Source organism: Actinoallomurus purpureus, assembly GCF_024055795.1.
In the GTDB taxonomy this organism is placed as follows: Bacteria; Actinomycetota; Actinomycetes; order Streptosporangiales; family Streptosporangiaceae; genus Actinoallomurus; species Actinoallomurus purpureus.
This window is the reverse complement of record NZ_JAMXMY010000006.1, coordinates 211,859-236,162: the sequence shown is the minus strand read 5'-3', so window position 1 is coordinate 236,162 and position 24,304 is coordinate 211,859. Positions and strand designations below refer to the sequence as shown.

The window sequence follows — 24,304 nt, the reverse complement described above, 5'->3', positions numbered from 1 at the left end:
TGAACCTGGCCGGCTCGACCACGAACCGGCGAATCGCGCCGTGGGCGAGCGCACAGGGCGCCTCCGGTATGGTCAGGGGACATGAGCAGCAGGCAGCGCAGGCCGCACGCTTTGGCGGTATCGCCGGGCCACCTGCTGCTCTTGGCGCTGACGATGCTCGGCCTGTTCGCGATGCACGGGCTTCAGGCGACCGCCAGTCCCGTGGAGATGCGCCCGGCCACGGTCGCCGTCGTGATGCCCGGTATGGGTCACACGAGCGCCGAGACCGGGCACGACATGTCCGTCCCACCGTCGCACGACGCGCCCGGCCACAAGCACCCAGGCGGCCAGATATGCCTGGCCCTGTTGGTCGTGGCCGCGTTGCTGATCCTGTACGCCGTCTTCGTCGGCCGTAGCAGGCGGCCCGTCGCAACGGTCAGCCCGGCCGGGCTCGGAAGCGGCAGCCGAGGCCGAGCACCGCCTGGACCATCAGTCTTCCAACTTTCCGTACTCCGGCTGTGACAGGCGTCCGGGTCCGCCGATGACCCGTGACGCTCGATTCAGCACGCTCCGAATACGGAAGGTCGAAGATCGATGAAACGCGCTTTCTCCCTGCTCGTCGTCCCAATCGCCGCGCTCACCCTCGCCGCGTGCGGCGGAGGCGACAAGAAGGACTCCGGTCAGCCGATGAGCGGTCACTCCATGGGCCCGTCCATGAGCATGAGCTCGGCTCCGGCGACCGCCGGCCACAACGGCCAGGACGTGATGTTCGCGCAGATGATGGTCCCGCACCACCAGCAGGCGATCACCATGGCCAAGCAGGCCGCCACGAAGGCGTCCGCGCCCGAGGTGAAGAAGCTGGCCACCCAGATCGAGAACGCCCAGCAGCCGGAGATCGACAAGATGACCGGCTGGCTGAAGGCCTGGGGCGCTTCGTCGCCCTCGCCGGGCGGCATGCACCACATGGGTGAGGGGATGATGTCCGATCAGGACATGAAGAAGCTCGACACCCTGTCCGGCAAGGCCTTCGACAAGGCGTTCCTGCAGATGATGATCAAGCATCACCAGGGCGCCATCGCCATGGCCAAGGCGGAGCAGGCCCAGGGGTCGAACACCGACGCCAAGGCCCTGGCCGGCTCGATCGTCGGTTCACAGAGCACCGAGATCACCACGATGCGGAACCTGCTCAAGAACATGTGAGCCCTCGGGAGGGGCGGCCGACGCCGACCGCCCCTCCCCCTCGCAAGACGGCTCGGCGAGCCGGCCGCCGCGACATCGCCCGAGGACGAGGCGCATCGCCGCAGAGGCGGGCGACCACGCCTACCGCAGCGTCCGTGTGACGCGAAGGCCTCCTAATGTGGAGGAGGCCCGGGTGATCGATAGGTCACAATGGTGCGGGTCGGGGAGGGAGACGGACAGGTGGCGATCGCGGGGCCGCTCGAGCGAGCGATCATGGAGGCGCTGTGGGACGCCCAGAAGCCATTGCTGATCCGCGAGCTCATGGAGAAGGTGAACGCCGGATCGGCCAAACGATCGGCGTACACGACCGTGCAGACCGTCGCCGACCGGCTCGTCCAGAAGGGCTTCCTGTCTCGTACGGCCGACCGGAACGCCTGGCGGTACGCTCCGACGCGCAGCCGTGAGGATCACGTCGCGCAGGTGATGGCCGAGGCGCTGGCCGAGACCACCGACCGCGGACCGGTCCTGGCCCGGTTCGCCGAGACCATCGATCCGCAGGACGCGCACCGGCTCCTGATGGAGCTCGCGCAGCGTTCGGCGCCGACGGAATCGCGGTCGTGAGCCCGCTCGCCGAACTCGGTGCGATCACCCTCGCTCTCGGCGTCGGTGCCGGGCCGCTGCTGAGCCGGAGCGCCTGGTGTCAGCGGATTCCCCGGGTCGCCGCACTCGCGTGGCTGGGAGCCCTGGCGGGCACGCTTGCCGGCCTTGTCGGAGTGGTCGCGCTGGTTTCGACCGGCCGGCATGGTCTGGCGCACCGGGCCGCAGAGTGGGCGGCCAACTGCTGGCACCATCACGACGGATCCGGTGCCCCCGCGGCGTACGCCTTCAACGGGGCCCTCCTGCTCAGCGCGATCGCCGCGACGTATGTGGCCGTGACCCGATACCGCCGCACCGTGGCCCAGCGCCGCCGCCATCAGGAGGCGCTGCAGTTCGTCGTACGCCTTCCCGGCGACATCGACGATGTCTGCGTTCTCGATCACCCGCTGCCGGTCGCCTACTGCGTGCCGTCGCGCAAGCGCCCGATCGTGGTGAGCAGCGGGGCCCTCGACCAACTGGACGACGTTCAGCTTCAGGCGGTCCTGGCTCACGAACGGGCACATTTGCGCTACCGCCACCACCTGTTCCTCACGACCGTCGACGCGCTGGCGGCCGCGCTGTTCTGGCTGCCGACCTTTCGTGAAGGACGCCGTTGCCTGCCCATCCTGCTGGAGATGGCCGCCGACGACGTCGCGGCGCGGCGGTGCGGCCGGGGCACGGTCGCCGTCGCGCTCCGGAAACTGGCGATCGCCCCGAGCCCGCTCGGTGGGCTGGCCGCCCACAGTGCCCGCAGGTCAGAGATCGATCGTCGGCTCGCCCGGCTCGAAACGCCGACCGCCATCGCCGACAATGGTCGCCTCCGGCGCCTGACGTTGGTCATGGCGGTGACCTCGGTCGCTCTCCCGGCCCTGATCTCGGCAGGCTGGCTCGCCGAGATGCCGTTCTTCTGCTGACGACCTGGCTACCGGGAAGTGCTGCCGCAAGCGCAAGCGGTGGCGCGAGTTCCTCGGATTCGAGCGTTTTCGGGACGTCCTGGCTACGATCAGCGAAGGGGCACACGTTCAGGCCGCGAAACGCCCGCCGTGGGGCACCGCACGGATCGGGTCGGGGCGTTTAACGTGCTGGGCGCAGTCCGGACAGCGTGACGGCGATGAGGCGATGGACGGCGTCCTGGCCGGGCACGGCGCCGGCCGCGGTGAGGGAGTGCAGGCAGAAAACGGCGAGTTCGCCTGCGTCCACGTCGTCGCGCAGGTCGCCCGCCTGTGCGGCCTCATCGATCAGGTCTTCGACGAAACCACGTAGTCGTTCCTGTGCATGATCGACGTGCTCACCGCGGTGGAGCAGCGTAGCCAGTTCGCTGCTGTGGTGTCCGGCCGAGCGGTGCTGGATCTGGGCGTAGGCCTGAAGGACGGATTTCAGGCGCACGACGGCCGGGTCGGCGGTATCGGCGACGGCGGCGAGTTGGCTGAGATGCGTGGTGATCTGGCGCTCGTGCCAGGCGGCGAGGACGGCGTTGGCGTCCGGGAAGTACTTGTACAGCGTCGCACGTCCGATTCCCGCCCGCTCGGCAATCTGCGACATCGTCAGCGAAGCCAGCCCATGTTCTGCCACCAGCCGTGCTGTGGCGTCCAACGCCGCATCCCGTACCGCGGCCCGGTGCGCGTCGATCGTCTCAGTCCACAACTTCGGCATGCCTGGATCATACATGTCGTCCATAGCAAAACAGTCTGTCGTTGACAGAGACAACTTGTATTGATAAAACTCGGTGCCGACCGACGTCCCTATCTCAGCCGCCAGCCCCTGCAGGTCACCCCGGGGCGCTGTTTTCGTCGCCACGGCAGTTGGAAGGAATGCGATGCTGATCCTGGAAGCCCAGATCGAGACCGAGCGGGCGAGCCGCTATCTGATCCAGTTCTGTAAGCACGCCGCCGCCGTGGGCAGCGGGAGACACACGCCTCGCATGCACCTGCACGGCCCGACGACCCGTCGCCAGGTGCAGGTCGATGCCCGATGGTCTGACACCCGCGGCACTGTCACCTTTACTCCCTGGGGCCAGTGCACGCTCGCGGCCGAGATGAAGACTCTCACCCTGCGCATCGAGGCACCCAGCGAGGACGGTCTGCGCCAGATTCGAGACGTCATCGACCGGGATCTGGAGAGGTTCAGCCACCGCGATGCCCTGACCGTGACGTGGCGTCAGCCCGAAGCCTCCGACCCCGCGCCCACGGAAGAGGACGGGCAATGAGTACTCTCCGCGTCCCCGCAGCCCGTATCTACTACGAGACCCACGGCAGCGGGCCCCTCATGGTCATGTCCCCTGGCGCCAGCGGGACGGCCGAGAGTTTCCGCCGGGTGGCGGAGCATCTCGCGGCCCGCTACACCGTCGCTCTCTACGATCGGCGCGGCTTTTCGCGCAGCGATCTGGAGGGGCCACAGGACTACGATCGCCGCCTCGCGACCGACGCCGACGACCTCCGGCGCCTGGTCGAGCACCTCAGCGACGAACCAGCCGTCGTCTTCGGCGCCAGCTCCGGCGCGATCGTCACGCTGGAACTCCTGACACACCATCCGGACATGGTCCGCGTACTCGTGCCCTTCGAGCCCCCTGCGGTCCGGCTGCTGCCCAATGGGCAGAAATGGGTGGACTTCTTCTTCGGGACCTACGACCTCTACCATCGATCCGGGGCGGAGGCGGCGCTCAAGCAATTCCGCGAGGAGACCCTCGCCGTGTCGGACCGGCTCGCCATGGCCCGCGCGATCGACCTCAAAAACCAGCGTGCACTCGCCAACGCCACCTACTGGTTCGAGCATGAGCTGCGCCAATACCCCGCGACGGACCTCGATCTGGACCTGCTCGCCGCACACGCCGAGCGGATCGTCATGGCGGTCGGGCGGGAATCGCGTGGCCGCCCCTGCCGTGAAGCGACCGTAGAACTGGGCGAGCGACTCGGCCGGCAGGTGGTCGAGCTGCCCGGCGGTCACGTCGGCGCCATGACCGAACCCCTCGGCTTCGCCAGCGAGCTCGTGCATGCTCTCGCGGACCGCTGAGGGCGACGGGGACCGCCTTCGCCTGGAATCCACCCTTGGGTTAAGAGAGTTCAGCCGTTCCGGACGAGAGCGTCCGGCCACTGCTCCTGAATGTCGGCCAGCCGCTGCGCCGCCCGGTCCAGCGTCGCATCGATCTCGGCGGCCGATGCGGCTTCCCGGAGCCATGTCATGGTGCGAGGCCCCGGCATGTCGTCCCAGATCGCCTGCACCGTACGGCTCAGCGTCTGACCCGGTTCGCCGCACACGATGAGCAATCCGGCATTCGCCGGCGACGAGGTCCGAGGCCACCCGCGGTGACGTAGTCGCCTCTCCACCGCCGACCTGGCCTCGGTGGCTCCCGGAGCCGCGATCACGAGCACCGCCACGTACGGCTGCGTGACACTCCCCCTCGCCAGGACCGATCTCCTACAAGCCATAGGAGGATCCTAGCGTGGCTCTTCGCTGGGTTCCCCGGGTCCGGCGATGCCGGATCAGGGGCGCGCCCGGCCGCCACCAGGCCCACCATCCCCGACATGCGCCTCTACCGACGCCCCCCGCATCCCCGCCGTTTCGGCGATCGACCGAGCTCCACGTAATCGCTCCATCAGGTAGCAGAAGACCGAAAAGATCTCCTACACTCCGTCAGAGATCGGCTGCCCCCTGCTTCACACGAGGCACGGCCGACCGCCGAATCCCTCAGGGGAACCGGGGACCCGACTCCCGGGGCGAATCCGGAGCGCACGAGCACCCGGTAGGGCTACTCCGGCCCGAGCCCGACAGCTGACCCGGTAGGCGGCCAAGGAGAGGAGTTCTCAGGTGGCGTTCTTCCACCCCGTCACGAACGAGCACGCCGCGGATCGCTCCCGGCTGCGCCGATCGCTCCGGTTGTACGCGGCGCTCTCGGTCACGGCCGCCGTAACGCTCACGGCGGCCCCGGCCGAGGCCGGCCCCAAGCCGTCGGCCGCAGCCGCGAAGAAGCAGTTGGAGAAGCTCAACGGCCAGGTCGACAAAATCGTTGATCAGTACAACAAGGCCAAGACCGAACTGGACGCCGCGAAGAAGAAGCTCACGGTGCTGGGCAGCCAGACGAAGGGCGAGAGGCACGTCTACGAGGGACTGCGCGCGCGAGCCGCGCAGATCGCCGCCGACGCGTACAAGAACGGCAGCCTGGACTCGAGGACCGCCACGCTGCTCGCTTCCAAGAATCCGGACGCGGCGCTGAGTCAGATGTCGACCTTCACCCAGCTGTCGAACAACCGCGGCCAGGAGCTCGCAGCGTTCCTGGCCTCCACTCAGCGCCTGCGCCGCGAACAGGCCGAGGCCCAATCCGCTTACCAGACCGTCTCGCAGAAGGCGGCCGCGCTGAAAAAGCGCAAGGCCACGGTCGAGAAGGCCATCGCCAAGCAGAAGGGCCTGTTGCGCCAGGCGGGCGAGCCCACCAAGGCCGGCGGCTCGGGCGGCGGAGGCACCTACAACGGACCCGCATCCGGGCCCGCGCGTATGGCCGTGCAGTACGCCTACGCCCAGCTCGGCAAGCCCTACATCTGGGGCGGCACCGGCCCGAAGGGCTATGACTGTTCCGGGCTGACGATGATGTCCTGGCGCGCCGCGGGCGTGAACCTCCCTCGCGTCGTCCCCGACCAGTACAACGCCACCCGCCACGTCTCCAAGTCCGACCTACAGGCCGGCGACCTCGTCTACTTCGACGACATGGGCCACGAGGGCATATACGTCGGCGGCGGCAAGTTCATCCACGCACCGCGAACGGGGGAGGTCATCCGGCTGGACAGCATGTCCAACCCGTACTGGGTCTCCCACTACAACGGCGCCAGCCGCCCGTAGCGGACCTGACACGTCGGTGCCGCGAGCCGTTGGACCGCGTCGGCGGACCAGCCCCGAAGGATGAGCTGCCGCTACAGCGCACTGCCGCGCCAGGAGAGCGGGGTGCCGATCGGTTGCTACGATTCGAGTAGTAGTAAGGTTAGGCTCACCTTTCCAGCACGCACGAAAGTGCGGCGAGAGGCGTCCATCCTCCCGACTCTCGGAGTGTCCTCATGGGTTCCGCACAGGTCGCGCTGCTCGGAGCGATAGCCGGCTTCACCATCTATCTGGGCCTGCCGATCGGTCGGCTGCGTTCACCCCTGCCCAAGGTCAGAGCCCTGCTGAACGCGGCCGCCACCGGCATCCTGATCTTCCTGCTGTGGGACGTGCTCACTCACGCCTGGGAGCCGATCGACACCGCGCTCGGCCATCACCACTACGGCGCGGCGACCGGCAACGGGGCCGTGTTCGCGCTGTGCTTCGGCGTCGGGCTGGTCGGCCTGGTCCATTTCGACCGCATGGTCGCTCGCCGCACCGCACCGGCGGCTTCCAGGCCGTCCGGGCCCGGTGCCGCGTCGGCGACGGAACTGCGGGTTCGGCCCACCGGCCTGTCGCGTCTCGGCGACCTGCCCATGATGATCGCGATCGGTATCGGGCTGCACAACTTCGCCGAAGGCCTGGCGATCGGCAACTCCGCCGCCCACGGCGAGCTACAACTCGCCGTCCTGCTCATCATCGGATTCGGCCTGCACAACGCCACCGAGGGATTCGGGATCGTCGCGCCCATGGCCGCCGCGGGCCGCCTCCCCTCATGGGGCTACCTCGCCCTGCTCGGCCTCATCGGTGGCGGCCCCACCTTCCTGGGGACTCTTGTCGGCCAGCACGTCGTCAACGACACGGTCTCCATCGGATTCCTCACCCTGGCCGCCGGATCCATCCTTTACGTCGTCATCGAACTCCTGGCGGTGGCCCGCAAACAGGCGCTGAAGACGCTGACCACCTGGGGCATCCTGCTCGGCGTGCTGGCCGGTTTCGCCACCGACGCCATCGTGACGGCCGCAGGCGCCTGACCTGCCGCCGGGTTCCCCGGCCGCTGCGGCGATCCCACCTTGTCCAGGGCCTTCGGACGCTCCTGGGGAAGTCAGGGCCGTACGCGACCGTCCGTTCCGCCTGGCGGAACGGGCGTTCGGGGGCGCGGTCAGAAGAGGTCGGCGAAGCAGCCGAGAGTGACGGCGACCGTGATCAGGGCCACCGACGCAGCCATCAGCGCTCTGGGAATATGCATGGGGATCCTCCGTTGGAGAGCCGCCCGTCGGGCGTGGTGGTCGTCTTTTGCCGGCGCCGTTCAGAAACCGTCGACTTCGACGACGGCGTCGGCGAAGGCTTCGGGCGCTTCCTGGGGAACGTTGTGGCCGATGCCCTTCAGCGTCCGGTGCGCGTATTCGCCGGAGAACTTGCTGCGATAAGCCGCACCGTCTCCGGCAGGTGTGAAGGGATCCAGCTCACCGTCAAGGGTGATCGTCGGTACGGCGATGACGGGACCTGCCGCGAGTCGCTTCTCGAGACGGTCGTATCGCGGGTCGCCGTCGGCCAGGCCCAGGCGCCAGCGGTAGTTGTGAATCACGATGCTCACGTAGTCGGGGTTGTCGAAGGCCGCCGCGGTGCGATCGAACGTGGCATCGTCGAACTCCCACGTCGGAGAGACGTTCTTCCAGATCAGCTTCGTGAAATCGTGGCGGTTCTGCTCGAGGCCGAGCCGACCCCTCTCCGTGGCGAAGTAGTACTGGTACCACCACGCCAACTCGGCCTTCGGAACGCTGCGCGCCCGGCGCAACGTCGCGCCACGGGAGATGCTGACGTCGGCGAGCAGCCTGGACTCGTGGTTTCGCGAGTCCGGGATGGTCGACGGGGACACGGGCTCCCGGCCGTCCGATGTCCCGAAAGCCGTGGCGCTCCGGGAGGCGATCCACTCGCTCATCGCGACAAGGCTCGCGAACGAGGGTTATGACGAGAGTTCGCTCTCCCTCGTGAACGAGACGGCGCGGACACCCTGCACGATCCCGCAGCTCACCGCCGTAGGGCGTCGGATCGACGCCACCCCGGAACAGGCGATGTCGTCCGTCGCACGGGCCGCCATCGACATCCTCAGCGGGCCGGACGCACAGTTGCTCAAGGAGTGCGGCAGACCAGAGTGCACACAGGTCTACATCGATCGTTCGCGGGGGGCACGCCGAGACTGGTGCTCCACCAAGTGCCGCCACCGGGTGAACGCCGCCGCCTACCGCGCTCGCAAGAGAGAGGACCACTCCCGACCGGTCACCACACGACCGTGACGACCGACGCGGCGCGGCTGACCGGGGACGTGACGTCATGAGGTTCGATCGCCCGTGGACCGTGCCGGGCGGCGTCGCCGCCCGGCACGGTCGCCGCCGTCAGTTGTTGAGGTTGATGGTGATCGTGTTTCCGGTGGCCGTCACCGTGTGGGTGCCGGAGTTGTAGCTACCGCCGGTCACCGAGGTCACCGTGGAACTGGAGAAGACCGGCAGCGAGATGTAGGCGGTGCCGCCGGGCGGGGTGCCGGTGATGTTCACGGTGATCACCCGGGCTCCCGGATTCGTGACCGCGATCGAGACCCCGTACGTGCTGCGCGCACCGCTGCTGACGTTGTACGACGAGGTCAGGTTGCTCACCGAGATGGTCTGGCCCGCGGCGAGCCAGGAGTTCGGGATGCCGCGTCCGATGTAGAGGGGCCGGCTGTAGGTGTACGGGCCTGAGCCACTGGCCGCCAGGCCCTCGGCGACGATGGAGTTGAGGAGCCCCAGTTGCTGGCCGGCGAGCGGCCACGCGTACGGGCAGGCGCCGAACTGCGGACCCGCGTGGTTACCGGCCCACGGATTCGACGAGCTCGGGCCGCTGCCGTTGGCCTCCCACCAGGCGTTGGGGCCGCCGGTCGTGGTGGCGAGCTGCCAGGCGTAGCTGGTGATCGGCAGGTCGCGGTAGTTGTTGCTGTAGAGGCCGTCGGATGCGTAGAAGGTGTTGTATCCGGTGGAGTAGCCGTTGAAGGCGCCGAAGGTCGGATAGGGATAGCCCTGCGCGGACAGCCGGGCGAAGCCCCACTGGTACATGCGGTCGATCTGGCCGGCGTCGCCGACGATCCCGTTGAGCGCGCCGCCCATCAGCATGGTGTCGAACTGGTTCTGCCCGGCCCAGGCCGGCGACGCCCAGTTGGCGTCGTTGAACGTGTTACAGCGGTTGGCGCTGTTGGGCTTGTCGACCTCGCACGGCAGGTAGTTGAACCCGTTGGCCGACTGGTTGTTGCCCACGACCTTGTTCAGCGCGTTCAGCAGGTTGGTGTAGGCGGTGTCCGCGTACGTCGCCTCCGAGGTCAGGCCGAGCCTGGTGGCGATGTACTTGTAGGACGCGAGGCCGATCAGCGCGGAGTAGTTGCTGAACAGCCATTTGCCGGTCGAGTCGTTGTCGAAGTTGCTCTGCAGCGTGCCGTCGCTGTCGAGCTGGCCCTGGTAGTTGGTGTGCATCATCGTGTAGAGGCTGGGGCCCCACGCGCTGGAGCCGCCGGAGTCGTCATGGAAGTAGCTGTTGACGAAGGAGGTGTCGCCCGTCTTCGCCAGGTAGATCGCCCAGATCTGCGGCGTCTTCCAGACCCCGTCCCAGTACCAGTTCGCGCCCTTCTCGTCCCAGCCCTCCTTCTCGGAGATCCGGGCGGTGAGCAGGAGGTTCTGCGCGTCGTGGAAGTCGCCCGTCGACAGCTTGGCGATCAGCTCGCCGGGCACGTCGTGGTTGAGGATGTACGCGTAGTTGTTGGCGGCCGAGAACTGCGCCTTGCCCACCTGCATGATCAGGTTGTAGGCCGTGGCCGCCTTGTACGCGTTGGTCATCGCGGTACCCGGGTTGGCCAGGTTTCCGGTGCCCGGCAGGGTGATGTTGGGCAGCGCGAAGGTGTTGAGCTCGCCCAGCCGGCCGTTCCAGTACGACGCCATCTGGCTGTAGGCGGTGTCGTAGTCCGGCGCGCTGGAGGCCAGCGTGCTGGTGCTGGGGAAGGCCGCCCCGCTGCCGAAGTTGTCGACCGCGGCCACGAAGTCATGGTTGCTGGTCGCACCCGCGGCGACGGTGTCGAGCGACGAACTGGTCAGGCGCACAAGGTTGGGCCCGGACCCGCCGGGCGGCACGGTCACCGAGCCTGAGCCCTTGTTGGTCACCGAGACCCGGGTGTAGATCAGCATGAAGGTGCTGCCGTTCAACGTCACCTTGTTCGCGAAGTTCTTGATGGCGATGGTGACCGAGCCGCTGGTGAACTGCGTCTTCAGGGCGGGCAGGTAGCCGTTGTCCATGGTCCACTGGACCGACTGCGCCGCGTGGGTGCCGCCGTAGTTGTAGGCGCTGAAGGAGTACATGCCGCCGCAGTACTGCGAGTTGTAGACACTGTTGACCCCGCGCGCGAAGTACGACCCGGACAGGAAGGTCGTCACCGGCCAGTAGTTGCCGTCCCAGCCGAGCGCGCTGGTGTTGTAGTAGCCCTGGGAGTACGGGTCGTTGGGGGTGGGGAAGTTCGTCCCGTACGACCGCCCGAGGCTGGAGTTCCCGCAGACGTTGTAGGCGGGCAGGGCCGGGAAGCCCTCATAACTGCCGGTTCCGCCGCCGCCCTGGGCGGCGTAGTTCGGCACCTGCCAGGTCCGGGAGCTCGCCGTGCTGCAGGGCAGCTGGACCAGGCCGGTGTTGGAGGCCGAGGAGTCACCCGATGGCACGACGCACTTGCCGGAGTGAACGGCTTTGAGGTTGAAGGTCTTGTTACTCGCCGAGACCGGCACCAGCTGGAACTTCTGACTGTTCTGCCCGCTGCAGGCCGACTGGCCGACGGTGGCGTTGTCGGCGGTCGAGGCACCCGAGACACCTGCGCACTTGCCCGTCGCCACGGTGCCGATCGTGTACTGGTCGGTGGTGCCCGAGACCGGGGAGAAGGTGAAACTCTGATTGGTCCCGTTATTACAGGACCACTGAATGAGCTGAATGTCATCGGACGAACCCCATGGCACGTCCATGCAGTTGCCGCCGTTCTGATTCACGACGGTCGAGGAGAAGGACACCGCGGCCTCGGCCGTACTGAGAATGGACAGCACGGTCGTGAGGAGCAGGGCCGCGGACAGCAGGAACAGGACTCGTGAGCGCCGCACAGAACCCCCATTACGGGTAGGCGTGGCAAGGACTCACGACAGTGGAAGCGCCGTCCGTAAGAAGTGCGCCTACCCGGCCACCGGCGGAGGTGCCCCAATTGTTGATGATCGTCCAGAAGCTGGCAAGGGTCTTTCATGGACCACGGCAGGAGCGGTCGAGTCGCGGATGATCAGCCGGCAGGGCATGCGGCGCACGCCCGGCGTGGCGCGCCCGTCGATGGCCGCGAACAGGTGCTGGGCGGCCGTCCGGCCCAGACTCTCGAGGTTCATGTCGATGGTGGTGAGCGGGGGGCGGGTCTCGGTGGACAGCACCTCCCAGTTGTCGTAACCGACGACGGCGACGTCGTCCGGGATGCGCAGGCCCCGCTCGCGGGCCGCCTCGATAAAGCCCGCGGCGATCTGGTCGCTGCCGCACATCACCCCGTCGACCCGCGGGTCGGCGCGCAGCACGATCTCGGCGGCCTGGCGGCCCCAGCGCTGGGACCAGGCGCCGTACAGCGGCTCGCCGGACAGGGCCAGATCGGCGTCGGCCAGGGCCGCCCGTACGCCCGTACGCCCGTGGCACGATCCCGCGCGGCCGCGTAGTGCGTCGGCCCGGTGATGTGGGCGATGCGGCGGCGGCCCAGCGTCAGCAGGTGCTCCACGGCGGTCCGTGCGCCCTGGACGTCGTCGGGCACGAATGAGACGTCCTGCGGGTCCTCCGACGGGGCGTACGCGTAGACGACGGGAACGGGCAGGTCGTGGCTGAGCGAGGGACGCGGGTCGGTGCTCTGGCCCACGACGATGAGGCCGTCGACGCGGCGGCCGAGCAGTGTCCGCAGGTGGTGCTGCTCGCGGATCGCGTCACCGCGCGCGTCGCACAGCAGCACGGCCATCTCCCCGGCCCCGAATGCCTCTTCGGCGCCGAGCAGCACCGGGATCCCGAACCGTCCGACGCTGTCGCTGGTGAGCAGGCCGACGGTGCGGGTCTGGCCGGTCAGCAGGCCACGGGCCAGCGCGTTCGGCTGGAAGCCGAGCTCTGAGGCGGCCTCGAGCACCCGCTGGCGGGTCTCCGCCCGCACCTGCGCGCGGTTGTTGAGCGCCTTGGACACCGTGGCGATCGACACTCCCGCGTGCGCCGCGACATCGCTGATCGTGACCGGGCGTTGCCGCTCAGAATCCACGTGAACCCATTTCGGTACGTCCCAGAATCTCGGCGTTGACATCGCTCAGGAAACGAGCTTACGTTACCGAAAACGTTTTAGGTTTTTTTCGGTACGCCTGGAGGAGGCGGAAAAGACCAGGGATCGAAGGCGCTGAGAGGCGCGCTGTTCGGCGGCGATCCGGCCAGCGGCCGAAGGTCGGCACCCGCGGCTCTCGGCCAGTGAGAACGTGTGCCCGGCCCGTGGGCGATTACCCGGCCGCTCACGGGCCGGGCACCGGCTGGACAGCGCCGTCGACCCCCTACAGGCCCGCCCCGTACGACAGCGGCCGGCCCCGTCGCACCCCCCTGGACGGAACCGCCGGCGTCGGACAGGCTCGATCGGATCCGCGTACGCGGACTTGGCCGAGTGAGCCGGCCGCCGGTCGGCGGCACGTGCGCCCGAGACGAGCGGTCGCACCTGCCGACGCGGGCGCCCCCCAGAAACGACCGGGGGGCGCCCACCGGATCGGTCAGCTCATGTCCCAGCCGATGGGTCGTGTGCCCTCATCGCGCCGGATCAGCACGACGTAGTCGACGTCCTCCGGATGGTCGAAGTACTCGACCGTCTTGAACGTCTTGTCCGGTTGGTGGGCGTCGACGGTCCCCATCCCGACCTTCGCCTCGATGAGCTGGTGCGTGCCGTCCTTGCGATGCACCGCGATGCGCACCTCGCCGGTCGGCTGCGGTGCGACCCCCAGCTCGGGGATCGACAGGCTGTTGTCGTAGACCAGCCCGATGGCCCTTGGGAATCCCCTGGGGAAGGAGATCTCCAGCTCGCCGCCCTTACCGGCCGGCAGTTGTCCTCCGTACGGCATGTCCCCCTCCTGTCGCCCGCCCACTCCGGCGAGCTCCTCGATCGTGAGCCGGCTGACGTTCGCGTCGAACTCCCCGGCGAACGCGTCGGTCCACTGCCAGATGTGCGGCCGCTTCCAGCCCACCGTCAGCCCGGCGGGCAGCCAGGGGCTGAATGAGCGCGGCCAGTTCGTGGTCGTCCCGGAGCCGGGGTACTGCGGGTACCACCACAGGTCGAAATGGTCGGCGAGCCCTCGGCCGGTGGCGTTCCCGGCGTAGGAACCGCCGAGATACAGCACCGTCGTGACCCCGGGAGCCCGCTGCCGCAGCCGGGCGGCGAACGCCTTGGCCCAGGCGTTCGTCTCCGCCTGCCCCAGCGCGGAACGCTCGAGATCCAGGCACAGCAGGTCACCGGCTCCGGGCCTCGCGGCGCCGACCAGCCGATCGGCCTGGACGGAGGCAGGCGACTGTTCGGGGCGCGCGAAATGGTAGGCGCCGCGGACGAGCCCGGCGGCCTTCGCATGAGCCCAGTCGGCGGCGAACCTGGAGTCACTGAACGCGGCGCCCTCGGTGGCCTTGATGAAGACGAAAGACCAGCCGTACCGCTTCGCCAGCGACCCCAGGTCTGGCGTGCCCTGCCATGCCGAGATGTCGGCGCCGCGGAGCATGTCAGCCCCTCCAGCAGGAGTCGCCGCCCGCCACGACCGTCACCCGTCGGCCTTGCCACTCCGGGTCGCCGAAGCCGAGGACGTCCGCCAGCCGACGGCCCCGAATGGCGCACCAGCCGTTCAGGGTGTTGAACTCGATGGTGATGATCGAGCCGTTCCCGTTGTCCTGCAGAACGGCTCCGACGTGTTCGGGATCGCCGGTCGAATTGAAATCGAAGAAGGCGATCCGGCCGCGAGCGGGCCGTTGCGTCGACCGGCCGGCGTCCTGCCAGTGCCGCCACCACGACGGCACCCACGCCCACTCTCGGTGTACGCCGCCCAGGGCCAGGACCTGGTCGGTCCTCCAGGCGCACCACAGCAGGCCCATCGCGCAGAAGTCACCGCTGCGGTAGGCCGGGTCCCCGATGAGCTCGGCGAACCAGTCGCCGTACTTCGTGCTGCCGTCGGCCCGTCTTCGCGGACCGATCTGTGTCTTGGCCATCGCCAAGAATGCTTCACTTCCAGGCATTGCTCACCCCCCGTTGAACAGATGATGACAGTCCGCAAACAATGCCGTCAGTATCGGGGTCGCCACGCTGCGCTTAATGGACGGGCAAGAAGGTGATGACGCCACGGCTGCATCTCCTGGACCGCTCCCCCCGGCCCCTCACCACGCCGCACGGAGGACCGGGCCACGGCCGGCCCTTGCCCCGTCGCCGATCCGGCCGTTCCCCGCCCCCACGACGCGGCCGTTCCCCGACCCCACGATCCGGCCATGCCTGCAATCGCCCCCCGGTCGATGCCGTGGCCAGGCCGCCCCCGCGCCTCCCTGATCGAATCGATGGAGTCGGCGGATCACCGTGTCGCCGTCGCCGGACTGTGGTGACAATGGGCCCATGGGCAGGGTCGCGTACGGCGCCGCACTCATCGTCCTCACCGCCGCCACGGCGTGCGGTTCCGGTGGCGGGTCGAAGCCCGACGCCGGTTCGCCGACCCCGGACGGATCCGTGGCGAGCGCGTCGGCACCCGTACGGGCGACCGCGTCCTGGCCGACGTACCACGGCGCCAATGACCGGTCGGGGTTCGCCGCCGGCTTCCCCGCTCCCCGCACGCTCGGGGACGCCTGGACGGCGAGGCTGGACGGCGCGGTGTACGGGCAGCCGATCGTCGTGGCCGGTACGGCGTATGTCGGCACGGAGAACGACACCGTCTACGCGCTCGACCCGGCGACCGGCCGTCAGGTCTGGAAGCGAAACCTCGGCACGCCCGTGCCCCGTTCGGAGCTGCCCTGCGGGAACATCGACCCGCTCGGGATCACGGGGACGCCGGCGTACGACGCGGCCACGCGCACGGTGTTCGTGGCCATGGAGACCACCGGGGCGCACCACACCCTCGTCGGGCTGAACGCCACGGACGGACGGGTCCGGTTCACCCGCGGCCTCGACGTGGCGGCCGGCCGGGACCGCACGGCGGAGCAGCAGCGTGGAGCCCTGGCGGTCGCCGGCGGCAGGGTGTACGTCCCGTTCGGCGGGCTCGACGGCGACTGCGGGAACTACGTCGGCTACGTCGCCGCCTCCCGCACCGACGGCGCCGGCGCCGTCGCCTCCTACGCCGTCCCGACCCGCCGGATGGGAGGCATCTGGGCGCCCTCCGGCCCGGCCGTCGACGCGTCCGGCGACGTCTACGTCGCCGTCGGCAACGGCGCGAGCACGGGCGGAGCGTACGACGGCAGCGACTCGGTGCTGCGGCTGTCCCCCGACCTGACACGCCGCGTCTCGTACTTCGCGCCCAAGAGCTGGGGTCAGGAGAACAGCGAGGACCAGGACCTCGGCTCGACCGGTCCGCTGCTGCTGCCCGGCGGGCGGGTGCTCATCGCCGGGAAGACGGGCGACGTGTACCTGCTCGACGCGCGTGACCTCGGTGGCATCGGCGGCCAGCGCGCCTCCCTGCCCGGCTGCGTCTCCTTCGGCGGCATGGCCAGAAACGGCTCCTCGGTCTTCCTGCCCTGCGAGAACGGGCTGCAGCGCGTGGACGTCACCGGTGGCGGCGAGCTGCGCCGCGTCTGGACCGCGCCGGCCAACGTCAAGGGATCACCGGTCGTCGGGGGCGGCGCGGTCTGGACCCTCGACTCCGAAGCCGGCGTCCTGCACGCCCTGTCGCAGTCCGACGGGCGTTCGCTCGGGTCCCGCCGCGTCGGGTCGGTGACCCGGTTCGCCTCACCGACCCTCGCCGGGTCGCTCGTCCTCGTCCCCACGACGCACGGCGTCACCGCCGTCAGCGTCCGCTGACGGGGAGTCGGCCGAGCGCGTGACCGGCCGCACCGGCCGCACCGGCCGTACGGCGTTCACGCCCGCTGTCCGGCGCGCACACCGATCTCCCACAAACCGGCACGGCACTCACGCACTGTGTGGTCCGGCGCGCACACCGATCTCCCACAAACCGGCACGGCACTCACGCACTGTGTGGTCCGGCGCAGGGTCCGCGCGCCGGGTGGCACTCGTGCCGTGCGCCCGGCGCGCACCGCTCTTCCGCAGACCGGCACGGCCCCCCCGTACGCACCACCGTGCGGCGCGCGGACGAGCCCTCCGCGGTGCGGCGCGCTCAGCCCCGGCCGGTCCGGCGGCCCAGAAGGCGTTCGAGCTCCCGGCGATCCCGCTTGGTGGGCCGCCCGGCGCCGCGCTCGCGCCGCGCGATCGGGAGCAGGGCCCCGCGCGGGGGCGGCGGCGGGCTGTGGTCGGTGTAGCACTCGACGGCGACGGGCGCCCCGACCCGTTTGCGGACGGCGCGCCGCACCACGACGATCCGCTCTCGCCCGGCCAGGCGCAGCCGCACCTGGTCCCCGGGCCGTACGGCGGTGGCGGGCTTGACGCGTTCGTCGTTGACCCGGACGTGACCGGCCCGGCAGGCGGCCGTGGCCAGCGAGCGGGTCTTCACCAGCCGCACCGACCAGATCCACACATCGACCCGTACGGTCTCCTGATCCGCCGCCATAGCACCGACCTTAGCCCCCGACCTCAGGAGCCCGCGAAGGACGGTGCCGTAACCGTCGTTTCGGCATGGCGTGAACCGGGCACAATGCTTCACTCGGCGGCAGCCGGGTAATCAGGCGGTCATGCGCACCGCCATCTTGGACGTCGGATCCAACGCCGCCCATCTGAAGGTCGTCGACCTCGTCGCGGGCGCGCCGATCCGGACCATCGTCTCCGTCAAAGAGCCGACCCGGCTGGCCGGGGCGATCACGACCGGTGGCCGGATCAGCGGAGTGGGCGTCGACCGGGTGGTGGCGTCGGTGGCCGCGACCGCGCGCGAGGCCGCGCGGATGGGCGCCGTCGAGTTGATCGCCTTCGTGACGTCCGCGATCCGCGACGCCGCCAACCGGGAGGAGATCCTCGACCAGGTCGCCGTGGACACGGGCGTGGAGCTCGGGTTCCTGTCCGGGCGTGACGAGGCGCGCCTGACCTTCCTCGCCGTGCGCGCGTGGTACGGCTGGTCCGTCGGGCCGATCGTGCTCGCCGACATCGGAGGCGGCTCGATGGAGATCGCAACCGGGGACGGTGCCGAGGCCGACGCCGCCCTGTCGATGCCGCTCGGCGCCGGCCGGCTCACCCGCGACCACCTGCGCGGCGATCCTCCGCGCGGCAAGCAGGTCGAACGGCTCCGCGCGCATGTGGCGGGCCGGTTGACCGCCTACGGCGCCGACCGGCTGACCGACGGATCATCCGGCCATCACGCGGTCGCCACCTCGAAGATCTTCACGCAGCTCGCCAGGCTCTCCGGGGGACAGGGCGCGGACGACAGCCGGGTGCTGGAGCGTTCGGCGCTTCGACGGCGGATCCCCCGCCTGGCGCGGATGACGGCCGAGGAACGCGCACGACTCAAGGGCGTCTCGCGCTCGCGCGCCCGCCATATCCTCGCCGGCGCGATCGTGGCGGACGAGATCATGGCGGCCCTGGGGTTGAGCCGCCTGGAGATCTGTCCCTGGGCGCTGCGGGAGGGGATCGCCCTGCGCCGGCTTCAGCGGCTGGAGGTGGAGGCCGACCGGACGGAGGACATCGGGCATCTCGCGCGGCCGCTTCCCGCCTGCCGGCCGCGCCTGCGCTCCGTCGCGAGCACCGGGGCCTGACGCCCGTCCGGCGGGAGACCTCGCGGCGGGCCGCGTAGGTTCTCCTGCGCATCGCGTCGCCGTCAAGCGGGCGGGTCCGGGCGCGGACGCGTCGCGGCGGGCCGTGAAAGGACGAGGGCCCCGCCGGGACGTCGCCCGGTGGGGCCCTCGATGTGTGTACCGGTGTGCGGGTCGCCTCTCGGCGAAATGCACAACGCGGCTCCAGCCGAACGGTATTCCGCGAAGGCGATAGATGAGGCCCGGGGACACCAGGCACACCGGCCACGAGAGGTGTAACAGGGCTCGGGGGACCGTTTGTTCCCGCCCGCGACCCGGAATTCTCCCGGCGGGCCGGATACCCTCCCCGGATGGAATCGGAAATCAGCGGGCAGAGCGCTCGTCATGGGTGATCTGCCGTCGCTGGTGTTGCTGGCGTTGTTCGTGCTCAGTGCCGGGGTGATCTGGTCCGCCGGGATACGGCTGTCGGACACCACGGACGTCCTGTCGGAACGGCTGCACCTGGGCAGCGCGCTCGGCGGGCTGATCCTGCTCGCGGTCGCGACCAACCTCCCGGAGGCGGCGATCACCGTGAGCGCCGCGATATCCCACCATCTCGACGTCGCGGTCGGCAACATCCTCGGCGGCATCGCGCTGCAGACGGTCGTGCTGGTCGTCCTGGACGCCTTCGGTGGCGGGCGCGCCCCGCTGACGTACGTCGCGGCCAGCCTCAGCCTCGTCCTGGAGGGCGCGCTGGTGGTCGCGGTGCTGGCGGTCGTCGTCATGGGCACCCAGATGCCCGGCGACCTGGAGTTCGCCCGGCTGGCGCCCGCGCCCGTCCTGATCGCGATCGTCTGGCTGGCCGGCCTCCTGCTGCTGAAGCGGGCGGGCCGGGGCCTGCCGTGGCACGAGGGCGGTGACGCGCCCGACACCCAGCCCGAGCCGAAAGGCCACTCGAAGACCAAGAAGGAGGCGCACGCCACTTCCTCGGGGATCGGCACGCGCCGGGCGGCGCTGGTGTTCGGCATCGCCGCCATCGCCACACTGGTCGCCGGCGTCGTCATCGAGCGCAGCGGTGAGGAGCTCTTCGGCCGGCTCGGCATGAGCGGCGTGGCGTTCGGCGCGACCGTGCTGGCCGCGGCCACCGCACTCCCGGAGATCAGTACCGGGCTGACCTCCACCCGGATGGGCGACTACCAGCTGGCGATCAGCGACATCTTCGGCGGGAACGCCTTCCTGCCGGTGCTGTTCCTGGCCGCGTCGCTGATCTCCGGCGGGCCGGTGCTGCCCGACGCGCACCGGTCCGACATCTACCTCACCGCGCTGGGTTCCCTCCTCACGCTCGTCTACATGGCGGGGCTCATCTTCCGGCCCCGGCGCCGGCGCCTGCGGATGGGCGTGGACAGCCGCACGGTGCTCGCGCTGTACGCCCTGGGGATCGTCGGCCTGCTCGCCGTCGGCGGCGGGTGAACCCGGCGGTCCCGGTGACGTCCCCCGGTGTCCGCCCCGGGTAGGCCGCCGCGCCATGGCGGCGGGGCCCCCGCCGGGCGTGCCGGATCGGCCGGTCGCTCAGAGGTCGATGACCGCTCCGCGCTGCAGGACGCGCACCGTGTCGTCGAGGCCGCGCCGGCGTACCTCGGCGTCGAAGTCCGACAGCGGGGACGTGAACGCGGTGTAGTCGTTGTGGTGGATCGGGACCACCCGGCGGCAGCCAACCAGCTCGACCCAGTCGGCGCCCTGCCGGCCGTCCATGGTGACCAGCAGGGCGCCGAGCACCTTCGTGCCGCCCAGATGGACGATCCCCACGTCGATGTCCGGGTACCGGCGGGGGATCTCGGCCAGCTCGTCGTACATCAGGGTGTCGCCGCTGATGTACATGCGAAGGTCCACCTGCCCGCCCCGGGAGCCGAACTCCACGATGCTGCCCATCACCGGGGGCAGCAACCGCCGGAAGACCCCGGGCGCGTGCCGTCCGGGGGTCTTCGAGGGCAGCCCGGGCCAGGCGATCAATCTTCGATGAGCGTCAGATCCAATGCCTCCGATCCCGATTCGGCCGGTCGGGGCGGGCCATCGCCGGCGGCGCCCCGGACCTGCGGCATGAGCAGCGCCAGCGCCGGCACACCGGCGACGAGGGCCATGCCGATCGCCGCCACGCCGAGGCTCCCCCGGCTCAGCAGCGGTGTGACCAGGGCCGCGCCGATCGGCGGTGTCGCCTGCATCAGGGTCCGGAGTATGCCGAAGACCCGGCCGCGCATCCGCGCCGGCACGCGTTCCATCCGCAGCGACTGCGCCCATACGGTCATCGGCACGCCGCACAGCCCGATCAGCAGGAAACCGGCCGCGACCGTGACCCGGTGCGGCACGGTGAGCACCGCGAGGAATCCGGTCGCCGCGGCGATCTGGGCGGCCGCGATCGCCCTCAGCCGATCGCGCCCGGGCCGCCAGGCCCCGGCGAGGACACCTCCGAGGAGCTCTCCGGCGGACAGCGCACCCAGCAGCAGCGCGAGCGCGCCCGGCCCGCCCGGCAGCCGGTCCTTGGCCAGCCAGGGACCGGCGACCAGGACGAGTGCGCCTTCGGCGATGTTGAACGCCATGAAGGCGAGCGTCGTCGCGACGAGCACCCGGTCCCGCCCGATCCGCGCCAAGCCCGTCCGGACGGTCGCGGCGGTCGGTCCACCGCCCGGAGCGGCGTCCCCGGATGCCGCGATCTCCGGCCCGGCGGTCCCGGCCTCGGCGTCCTCGGTCCGCGCCGGCGGCCGCAACGGCCGGCGAACCGTACGGGCCGCGACGGCGAACACCGCGTAGGACGCCGCGTCGAGCGCCAGGACGTTCGCGGCCCCCATCGTGGCGATGAGGGTGCCGGCCAGTGCGTAGCCCACGATCCCGGAGACGGCGTAACTGATCGACTCCAGTGCGTTGGCGGTGTCGAGCCCGGCCGCGTCGACCAGGTCCGGAATGGCGGCCGGCACTCCGGCCATGGGCACCATCTTGAGCAGGCCGTGGACCGCCGCAACCGCGAACGGCAACCAGGACGGCATCCGTCCCATCGTGGTCAGTACCGGGATCGACGCCACCGCCGCGGCCCGGATCACGCTGTCGGCGGCGAGGACCGCCCGCTTGTCGAACCGGTCGAGCAGGAGACCCGCGACCGGGCCGCCGAGAACGACCGGGACGGTGTAACACACCGCGAGCAGCCCCAGTCGGCCTGTCCCGTGCCGGTCGAGCACCAGCCACGAGAGCGCGACCAGGGTCATCCCGTCACCGATCGTGGAGATCGAGGCCCCCGACCACAGCCGGCGGAAATCCCGCCCGGCCAGCACCGCCGCATAGTCGCGCACGTCCGTCCTCTCCGCCGTACATTTCACGATCACCGGCGTCGATGGGGCCGGTTCCCCGCGAGGGCCGCTTCAGCGCCCGCGCCCGGCCCTCGGGACGGCGTTCACAAGGCCGCTCTCCAGATCCAGGAGGTGGCGCTTGGCCCCCACACCGCCGAGCCCGTAGCGGACCAGAGCGCCCGAGGCCGCGATCACCCGGTGGCACGGCAGGATGATCGGTACGGGCGTCCGCCCGCCCGCGGCGCCGACGGCGCGGGCCGCGCCAGGCCGCCCGATGTCGGCGGCGATCCGGCCGTACGTGAGGGTCTCGCCGTACGGGATCGCGGCAAGCCGTCGCCAGACCCGCTGCTGGAAGTCCGTCCCGGACGGCGCGATCGGCAGGTCGAACGCCGTGAGTTCGCCGGCGAAATACGCACACAGCTGATCGACGGCGGCGGCGAGCACCACGTCACCGGAGCGTCCGGCCAGGGGAACAGGCCCGGTGTCCGCCCAGAGGTCCAGGCGGCGGAGCGCCCGGCCGTCGCCGGTCAGGACCAGCTCGCCCAGCGGCGAGTCCAGGACCGTGCGACACGGCACGGCATCGGGAGCGGGCGGCAGGAAACGGACGCCCCGTGGTCTCGTGCGGCTCATCGACGAAGGCTCCCCGTCGGTTCCCGCACCGTCGCCGCCGCGACCGACCACAGGTGCTGCACGGCGTAGGACCGCCATGGGCGCCACCGCCGTGCGTCCTCTTCCGCGCCGGCAACGGGGGCTCCGAGCAGGTCCAGCGCCCGGCGGACGCCGGGATCGGCCGGGAGCAGAACGTCGGGGTCGCCGAGCGCACGGATCCGGATGTAGCCGGCCGTCCACGCGTCGATCCCCGGAACCGTGCGGAGTCCGCGTTCGGTCTCCTCCCGGTCGGCTCCCGGATCGAGGACGATCGCTTCGGTGGCGAGGCGATCCGTCAGGGCCATCAGTACCCGGTGGATGGAGTCCGGCAGTCCCAGGCCGGCAGGCTCCGCCCCGGCGATCGCCGCCGGACCGGGGAAGACATGAGTCACGGCGCCCACCGGTGCGATCAGAGGGCGGCCCAGCCGTCGGACCAGGCCGGCGGCGAGCTCCCGGGCCGCCATGACGCCGGCGTACCGCTCGAAGACGGCACGGACGGCGAGCTCCGCGGCGTTGGCGTGACCCGGCACGCGACGGCCCGGCGCCGCGCCGATCAGGGGTGCCAGCAGCGGGTCCTCGCCGAGGACGTCCGCCACCTCCCATGGGTCGGTGTCCAGGTCCAGGAGCCGGCGGCAGCGGCTCACCGCGGCGGACAGATCCCGCAGGTCCTCCAGCCGCAGCTCGCAGTGCACGTGAAGGCCGTCCCCGGCATCGCGCAGCGCGACGACGCCGGAGCCCCGTGGGAGATCGAGCGACCTGCGGTACAGGCCGTCGTCGGCGTCCTCGATCCCGGCGACCGCCCGCTCGGCCAGGAAACCGAACAGCGCGGCGAGATCCAGCGGCGGGCGGTAGGCCAGCCGGAGGTCGATCGCGCCCGGGGCGGGCGTCGCCGCGCGGGCGTTCCGCACCGCTCGCAGGCCCGTCGGGGTCGTCCCGTACGCCTGCCGCACCGTGTGGTTGAACTGCCGGATGCTGGCGAATCCGGCCGCGAACGCCACGTCGCTGACCGGCAGGTCCGTGCGTTCGAGGAGGATCCGGGCGGCCTGTGCCCGCTGTGCACGGGCGAGCGCCTGCGGACCGGCGCCGACCTCGGCGACGAGCTGGCGGTGCAGCTGCCGTTCGCTGTAGCCGAGCCGGGCGGCGAGCCCCGAGACCCCCTCCCGGTCGACCAGGCCGTCGGTGATCAACCGCATCGCCCGGCCCACTAGGTCGGCGCGGACGTTCCACTCCGGCGAGCCGGGAGCCGCGTCCGGACGGCACCGCCTGCACGCGCGGAAGCCCGCCTGCTGGGCCGTTGCCGGCGACGGAAAGAACCGGGTGTTCTCCCGCTTCGGCATCACCGCCGGGCAACTCGGCCGGCAGTAGATTCCCGTCGTCACCACGGCCACGAAGATCCGGCCGTCGAACCGGCGGTCCCGGCTGCGGAGCAGCGCGTACGCGTCCTCCTCATCGATCACGACACCCACTCTGGCGGCGGCCGGACCGGTCCCGCCAGCCACCATCGGACGTCGACGTCCCCACGAACCAGCCGATTACCGGCCGGGCCACGACCGGGCACGTGCGACTCCCCGCCGAAAGCTCCCTCAGTGGGGCACCGCCGCCTCGTCCTTGAGCATGTTCCGGATCTGATCACGGAGTTCCGGGCTGTCGGCGTGGCCGTGCACGGAGATCGCGTGCTGCACGGCGGCGCGGACGACCTCGTCCTCTTCCCCGCTGATGGTGAGGGTGCAGCCGGACTCGCTCGGCATCTCACGGCAGTCTGCGACCTTGCGCATGGTCGCCTCCTTCCCTCGGCGGTCACCAGGACC

The 24,304-nt window shown here is 70.4% G+C and carries 26 protein-coding genes and 1 riboswitch; of the genes, 12 read left to right on the top strand and 14 right to left on the bottom strand.

Annotation, left to right across the window (positions count from 1 at the left end):
- The first annotated feature begins 81 nt into the window (after positions 1-81).
- The 4 genes from NE236_RS14205 (at position 82) to NE236_RS44480 (ending at position 2,708) form a co-directional block, all read left to right on the top strand.
- On the top strand, positions 82-501 hold the full coding sequence (locus tag NE236_RS14205) for a DUF6153 family protein (protein WP_252842416.1): 420 nt from the start codon (positions 82-84) through the stop codon (positions 499-501).
- Positions 502-573: 72 nt separating this feature from the next.
- Positions 574-1,179, top strand: a complete 606-nt coding sequence (locus NE236_RS14200) for a DUF305 domain-containing protein (RefSeq protein ID WP_252842415.1) — start codon at positions 574-576, stop codon at positions 1,177-1,179.
- Between the two features lie 219 nt (positions 1,180-1,398).
- The gene (locus NE236_RS14195; protein WP_252842414.1) at positions 1,399-1,779 is read left to right on the top strand and encodes a BlaI/MecI/CopY family transcriptional regulator; all 381 of its coding nucleotides are present in this window, start codon (positions 1,399-1,401) and stop codon (positions 1,777-1,779) included.
- Positions 1,776-2,708 (top strand): M56 family metallopeptidase, encoded by a 933-nt coding sequence (locus NE236_RS44480; protein WP_252842413.1) that lies wholly within the window; start codon positions 1,776-1,778, stop codon positions 2,706-2,708. The genes NE236_RS14195 and NE236_RS44480 overlap by 4 nt, the downstream gene beginning before the upstream one ends.
- Positions 2,709-2,868: 160 nt before the next feature.
- Here the strand turns inward: NE236_RS44480 and NE236_RS14185 are convergent, their stop codons facing one another.
- Positions 2,869-3,447: a TetR/AcrR family transcriptional regulator gene (locus NE236_RS14185; protein WP_252842412.1), complete on the bottom strand. Its 579-nt coding sequence runs from the start codon at positions 3,445-3,447 to the stop codon at positions 2,869-2,871.
- Positions 3,448-3,610: 163 nt separating this feature from the next.
- Here NE236_RS14185 and NE236_RS14180 point away from each other — a divergent pair, with 163 nt between their 5' ends.
- Both NE236_RS14180 and NE236_RS14175 read left to right on the top strand, forming a co-directional pair.
- Complete coding sequence (locus NE236_RS14180; RefSeq protein WP_252842411.1) at positions 3,611-4,000, top strand: DUF2218 domain-containing protein; 390 nt, start codon at positions 3,611-3,613, stop codon at positions 3,998-4,000.
- Positions 3,997-4,803 (top strand): alpha/beta hydrolase, encoded by an 807-nt coding sequence (locus tag NE236_RS14175; protein WP_308209095.1) that lies wholly within the window; start codon positions 3,997-3,999, stop codon positions 4,801-4,803. The genes NE236_RS14180 and NE236_RS14175 overlap by 4 nt, the downstream gene beginning before the upstream one ends.
- Before the next feature lie 50 nt (positions 4,804-4,853).
- Here NE236_RS14175 and NE236_RS14170 read toward each other — a convergent pair whose 3' ends face one another.
- Positions 4,854-5,048: a hypothetical protein gene (locus tag NE236_RS14170; RefSeq protein ID WP_252842409.1), complete on the bottom strand. Its 195-nt coding sequence runs from the start codon at positions 5,046-5,048 to the stop codon at positions 4,854-4,856.
- Positions 5,049-5,457: 409 nt separating this feature from the next.
- Positions 5,458-5,593, top strand: a riboswitch (cyclic di-AMP (ydaO/yuaA leader).
- Between the two features lie 5 nt (positions 5,594-5,598).
- Here NE236_RS14170 and NE236_RS14165 point away from each other — a divergent pair.
- Complete coding sequence (locus NE236_RS14165) at positions 5,599-6,624, top strand: C40 family peptidase (protein WP_252842408.1); 1,026 nt, start codon at positions 5,599-5,601, stop codon at positions 6,622-6,624.
- Between the two features lie 212 nt (positions 6,625-6,836).
- Complete coding sequence (locus NE236_RS14160; RefSeq protein ID WP_252842407.1) at positions 6,837-7,673, top strand: ZIP family metal transporter; 837 nt, start codon at positions 6,837-6,839, stop codon at positions 7,671-7,673.
- A gap of 275 nt (positions 7,674-7,948) precedes the next feature.
- On the opposite strand, the gene NE236_RS14155 is transcribed toward NE236_RS14160, so the two are convergent.
- Positions 7,949-8,437: an alpha/beta fold hydrolase gene (locus NE236_RS14155; RefSeq protein WP_252842406.1), complete on the bottom strand. Its 489-nt coding sequence runs from the start codon at positions 8,435-8,437 to the stop codon at positions 7,949-7,951.
- A gap of 16 nt (positions 8,438-8,453) precedes the next feature.
- On the opposite strand from NE236_RS14155, the gene NE236_RS14150 reads away from it, so the two are divergent.
- A complete protein-coding gene (locus NE236_RS14150) occupies positions 8,454-8,936 on the top strand; it encodes a CGNR zinc finger domain-containing protein (RefSeq protein ID WP_252842405.1) in 483 nt (160 codons plus the stop codon).
- 99 nt (positions 8,937-9,035) lie between these two features.
- On the opposite strand, the gene NE236_RS14145 is transcribed toward NE236_RS14150, so the two are convergent.
- From NE236_RS14145 to NE236_RS14125, 5 genes are all read right to left on the bottom strand, one after another.
- Entirely contained in the window at positions 9,036-11,792 is a 2,757-nt protein-coding gene (locus tag NE236_RS14145) for an RICIN domain-containing protein (protein ID WP_252842404.1), read from the bottom strand.
- 69 nt (positions 11,793-11,861) lie between these two features.
- Positions 11,862-12,290: a substrate-binding domain-containing protein gene (locus tag NE236_RS14140; protein WP_372494343.1), complete on the bottom strand. Its 429-nt coding sequence runs from the start codon at positions 12,288-12,290 to the stop codon at positions 11,862-11,864.
- Positions 12,209-12,955 carry a LacI family DNA-binding transcriptional regulator gene (locus NE236_RS14135; protein ID WP_252842403.1) on the bottom strand — a complete coding sequence of 249 codons (747 nt, stop codon included), beginning with the start codon at positions 12,953-12,955 and terminating at the stop codon, positions 12,209-12,211. Before NE236_RS14135 ends, NE236_RS14140 begins: the two co-directional genes overlap by 82 nt.
- 490 nt (positions 12,956-13,445) lie before the next feature.
- The gene (locus NE236_RS14130; RefSeq protein ID WP_252842402.1) at positions 13,446-14,435 is read right to left on the bottom strand and encodes a glycoside hydrolase family 25 protein; all 990 of its coding nucleotides are present in this window, start codon (positions 14,433-14,435) and stop codon (positions 13,446-13,448) included.
- Position 14,436: 1 nt separating this feature from the next.
- Positions 14,437-14,916, bottom strand: coding sequence for a CHAP domain-containing protein (locus tag NE236_RS14125; protein WP_252842401.1), 480 nt, complete (start codon positions 14,914-14,916; stop codon positions 14,437-14,439).
- A 394-nt stretch (positions 14,917-15,310) separates the two neighbouring features.
- On the opposite strand from NE236_RS14125, the gene NE236_RS14120 reads away from it, so the two are divergent.
- The gene (locus NE236_RS14120) at positions 15,311-16,702 is read left to right on the top strand and encodes an outer membrane protein assembly factor BamB family protein (RefSeq protein WP_252842400.1); all 1,392 of its coding nucleotides are present in this window, start codon (positions 15,311-15,313) and stop codon (positions 16,700-16,702) included.
- A 313-nt stretch (positions 16,703-17,015) separates the two neighbouring features.
- Here the strand turns inward: NE236_RS14120 and NE236_RS14115 are convergent, their stop codons facing one another.
- The gene (locus tag NE236_RS14115; protein WP_252842399.1) at positions 17,016-17,405 is read right to left on the bottom strand and encodes an RNA-binding S4 domain-containing protein; all 390 of its coding nucleotides are present in this window, start codon (positions 17,403-17,405) and stop codon (positions 17,016-17,018) included.
- A 121-nt stretch (positions 17,406-17,526) separates the two neighbouring features.
- Here NE236_RS14115 and NE236_RS14110 point away from each other — a divergent pair, with 121 nt between their 5' ends.
- Together NE236_RS14110 and NE236_RS14105 are read left to right on the top strand one after the other, a co-directional pair.
- Entirely contained in the window at positions 17,527-18,537 is a 1,011-nt protein-coding gene (locus NE236_RS14110) for a Ppx/GppA phosphatase family protein (RefSeq protein WP_252842398.1), read from the top strand.
- A gap of 381 nt (positions 18,538-18,918) precedes the next feature.
- Positions 18,919-19,983 (top strand): sodium:calcium antiporter, encoded by a 1,065-nt coding sequence (locus NE236_RS14105; RefSeq protein ID WP_252842397.1) that lies wholly within the window; start codon positions 18,919-18,921, stop codon positions 19,981-19,983.
- Between the two features lie 99 nt (positions 19,984-20,082).
- On the opposite strand, the gene NE236_RS14100 is transcribed toward NE236_RS14105, so the two are convergent.
- From NE236_RS14100 to NE236_RS14080, 5 genes are all read right to left on the bottom strand, one after another.
- Complete coding sequence (locus NE236_RS14100) at positions 20,083-20,523, bottom strand: MBL fold metallo-hydrolase (RefSeq protein ID WP_252842396.1); 441 nt, start codon at positions 20,521-20,523, stop codon at positions 20,083-20,085.
- Positions 20,520-21,851 carry an MFS transporter gene (locus tag NE236_RS14095; RefSeq protein WP_252842395.1) on the bottom strand — a complete coding sequence of 444 codons (1,332 nt, stop codon included), beginning with the start codon at positions 21,849-21,851 and terminating at the stop codon, positions 20,520-20,522. Before NE236_RS14095 ends, NE236_RS14100 begins: the two co-directional genes overlap by 4 nt.
- A 69-nt stretch (positions 21,852-21,920) precedes the next feature.
- A complete protein-coding gene (locus NE236_RS14090) occupies positions 21,921-22,478 on the bottom strand; it encodes a methylated-DNA--[protein]-cysteine S-methyltransferase (protein ID WP_252842394.1) in 558 nt (185 codons plus the stop codon).
- Positions 22,475-23,953 (bottom strand): AlkA N-terminal domain-containing protein, encoded by a 1,479-nt coding sequence (locus NE236_RS14085; protein ID WP_308209094.1) that lies wholly within the window; start codon positions 23,951-23,953, stop codon positions 22,475-22,477. Before NE236_RS14085 ends, NE236_RS14090 begins: the two co-directional genes overlap by 4 nt.
- 126 nt (positions 23,954-24,079) lie before the next feature.
- Positions 24,080-24,271, bottom strand: a complete 192-nt coding sequence (locus NE236_RS14080; protein WP_252842392.1) for a DUF1059 domain-containing protein — start codon at positions 24,269-24,271, stop codon at positions 24,080-24,082.
- Positions 24,272-24,304 lie beyond the last annotated feature (33 nt).

Bases quoted from the DNA above. Each gene is read 5' to 3' on its own strand.
- NE236_RS14175 (WP_308209095.1), top strand. From the start codon at position 3,997: ATGAGTACTCTCCGCGTCCCCGCAGCCCGTATCTACTACGAGACCCAC.
- NE236_RS14120 (WP_252842400.1), top strand. From the start codon at position 15,311: ATGGGCAGGGTCGCGTACGGCGCCGCACTCATCGTCCTCACCGCCGCC.
- NE236_RS14180 (WP_252842411.1), top strand. From the start codon at position 3,611: ATGCTGATCCTGGAAGCCCAGATCGAGACCGAGCGGGCGAGCCGCTAT.
- NE236_RS14150 (WP_252842405.1), top strand. From the start codon at position 8,454: ATGCTGACGTCGGCGAGCAGCCTGGACTCGTGGTTTCGCGAGTCCGGG.
- NE236_RS14105 (WP_252842397.1), top strand. From the start codon at position 18,919: ATGGGTGATCTGCCGTCGCTGGTGTTGCTGGCGTTGTTCGTGCTCAGT.
- NE236_RS14160 (WP_252842407.1), top strand. From the start codon at position 6,837: ATGGGTTCCGCACAGGTCGCGCTGCTCGGAGCGATAGCCGGCTTCACC.
- NE236_RS14080 (WP_252842392.1), bottom strand. From the start codon at position 24,271: ATGCGCAAGGTCGCAGACTGCCGTGAGATGCCGAGCGAGTCCGGCTGC.
- NE236_RS14125 (WP_252842401.1), bottom strand. From the start codon at position 14,916: ATGGCCAAGACACAGATCGGTCCGCGAAGACGGGCCGACGGCAGCACG.
- NE236_RS14200 (WP_252842415.1), top strand. From the start codon at position 574: ATGAAACGCGCTTTCTCCCTGCTCGTCGTCCCAATCGCCGCGCTCACC.
- NE236_RS14115 (WP_252842399.1), bottom strand. From the start codon at position 17,405: ATGGCGGCGGATCAGGAGACCGTACGGGTCGATGTGTGGATCTGGTCG.
- NE236_RS14205 (WP_252842416.1), top strand. From the start codon at position 82: ATGAGCAGCAGGCAGCGCAGGCCGCACGCTTTGGCGGTATCGCCGGGC.
- NE236_RS14130 (WP_252842402.1), bottom strand. From the start codon at position 14,435: ATGCTCCGCGGCGCCGACATCTCGGCATGGCAGGGCACGCCAGACCTG.
- NE236_RS14185 (WP_252842412.1), bottom strand. From the start codon at position 3,447: ATGCCGAAGTTGTGGACTGAGACGATCGACGCGCACCGGGCCGCGGTA.
- NE236_RS14110 (WP_252842398.1), top strand. From the start codon at position 17,527: ATGCGCACCGCCATCTTGGACGTCGGATCCAACGCCGCCCATCTGAAG.
- NE236_RS14090 (WP_252842394.1), bottom strand. From the start codon at position 22,478: ATGAGCCGCACGAGACCACGGGGCGTCCGTTTCCTGCCGCCCGCTCCC.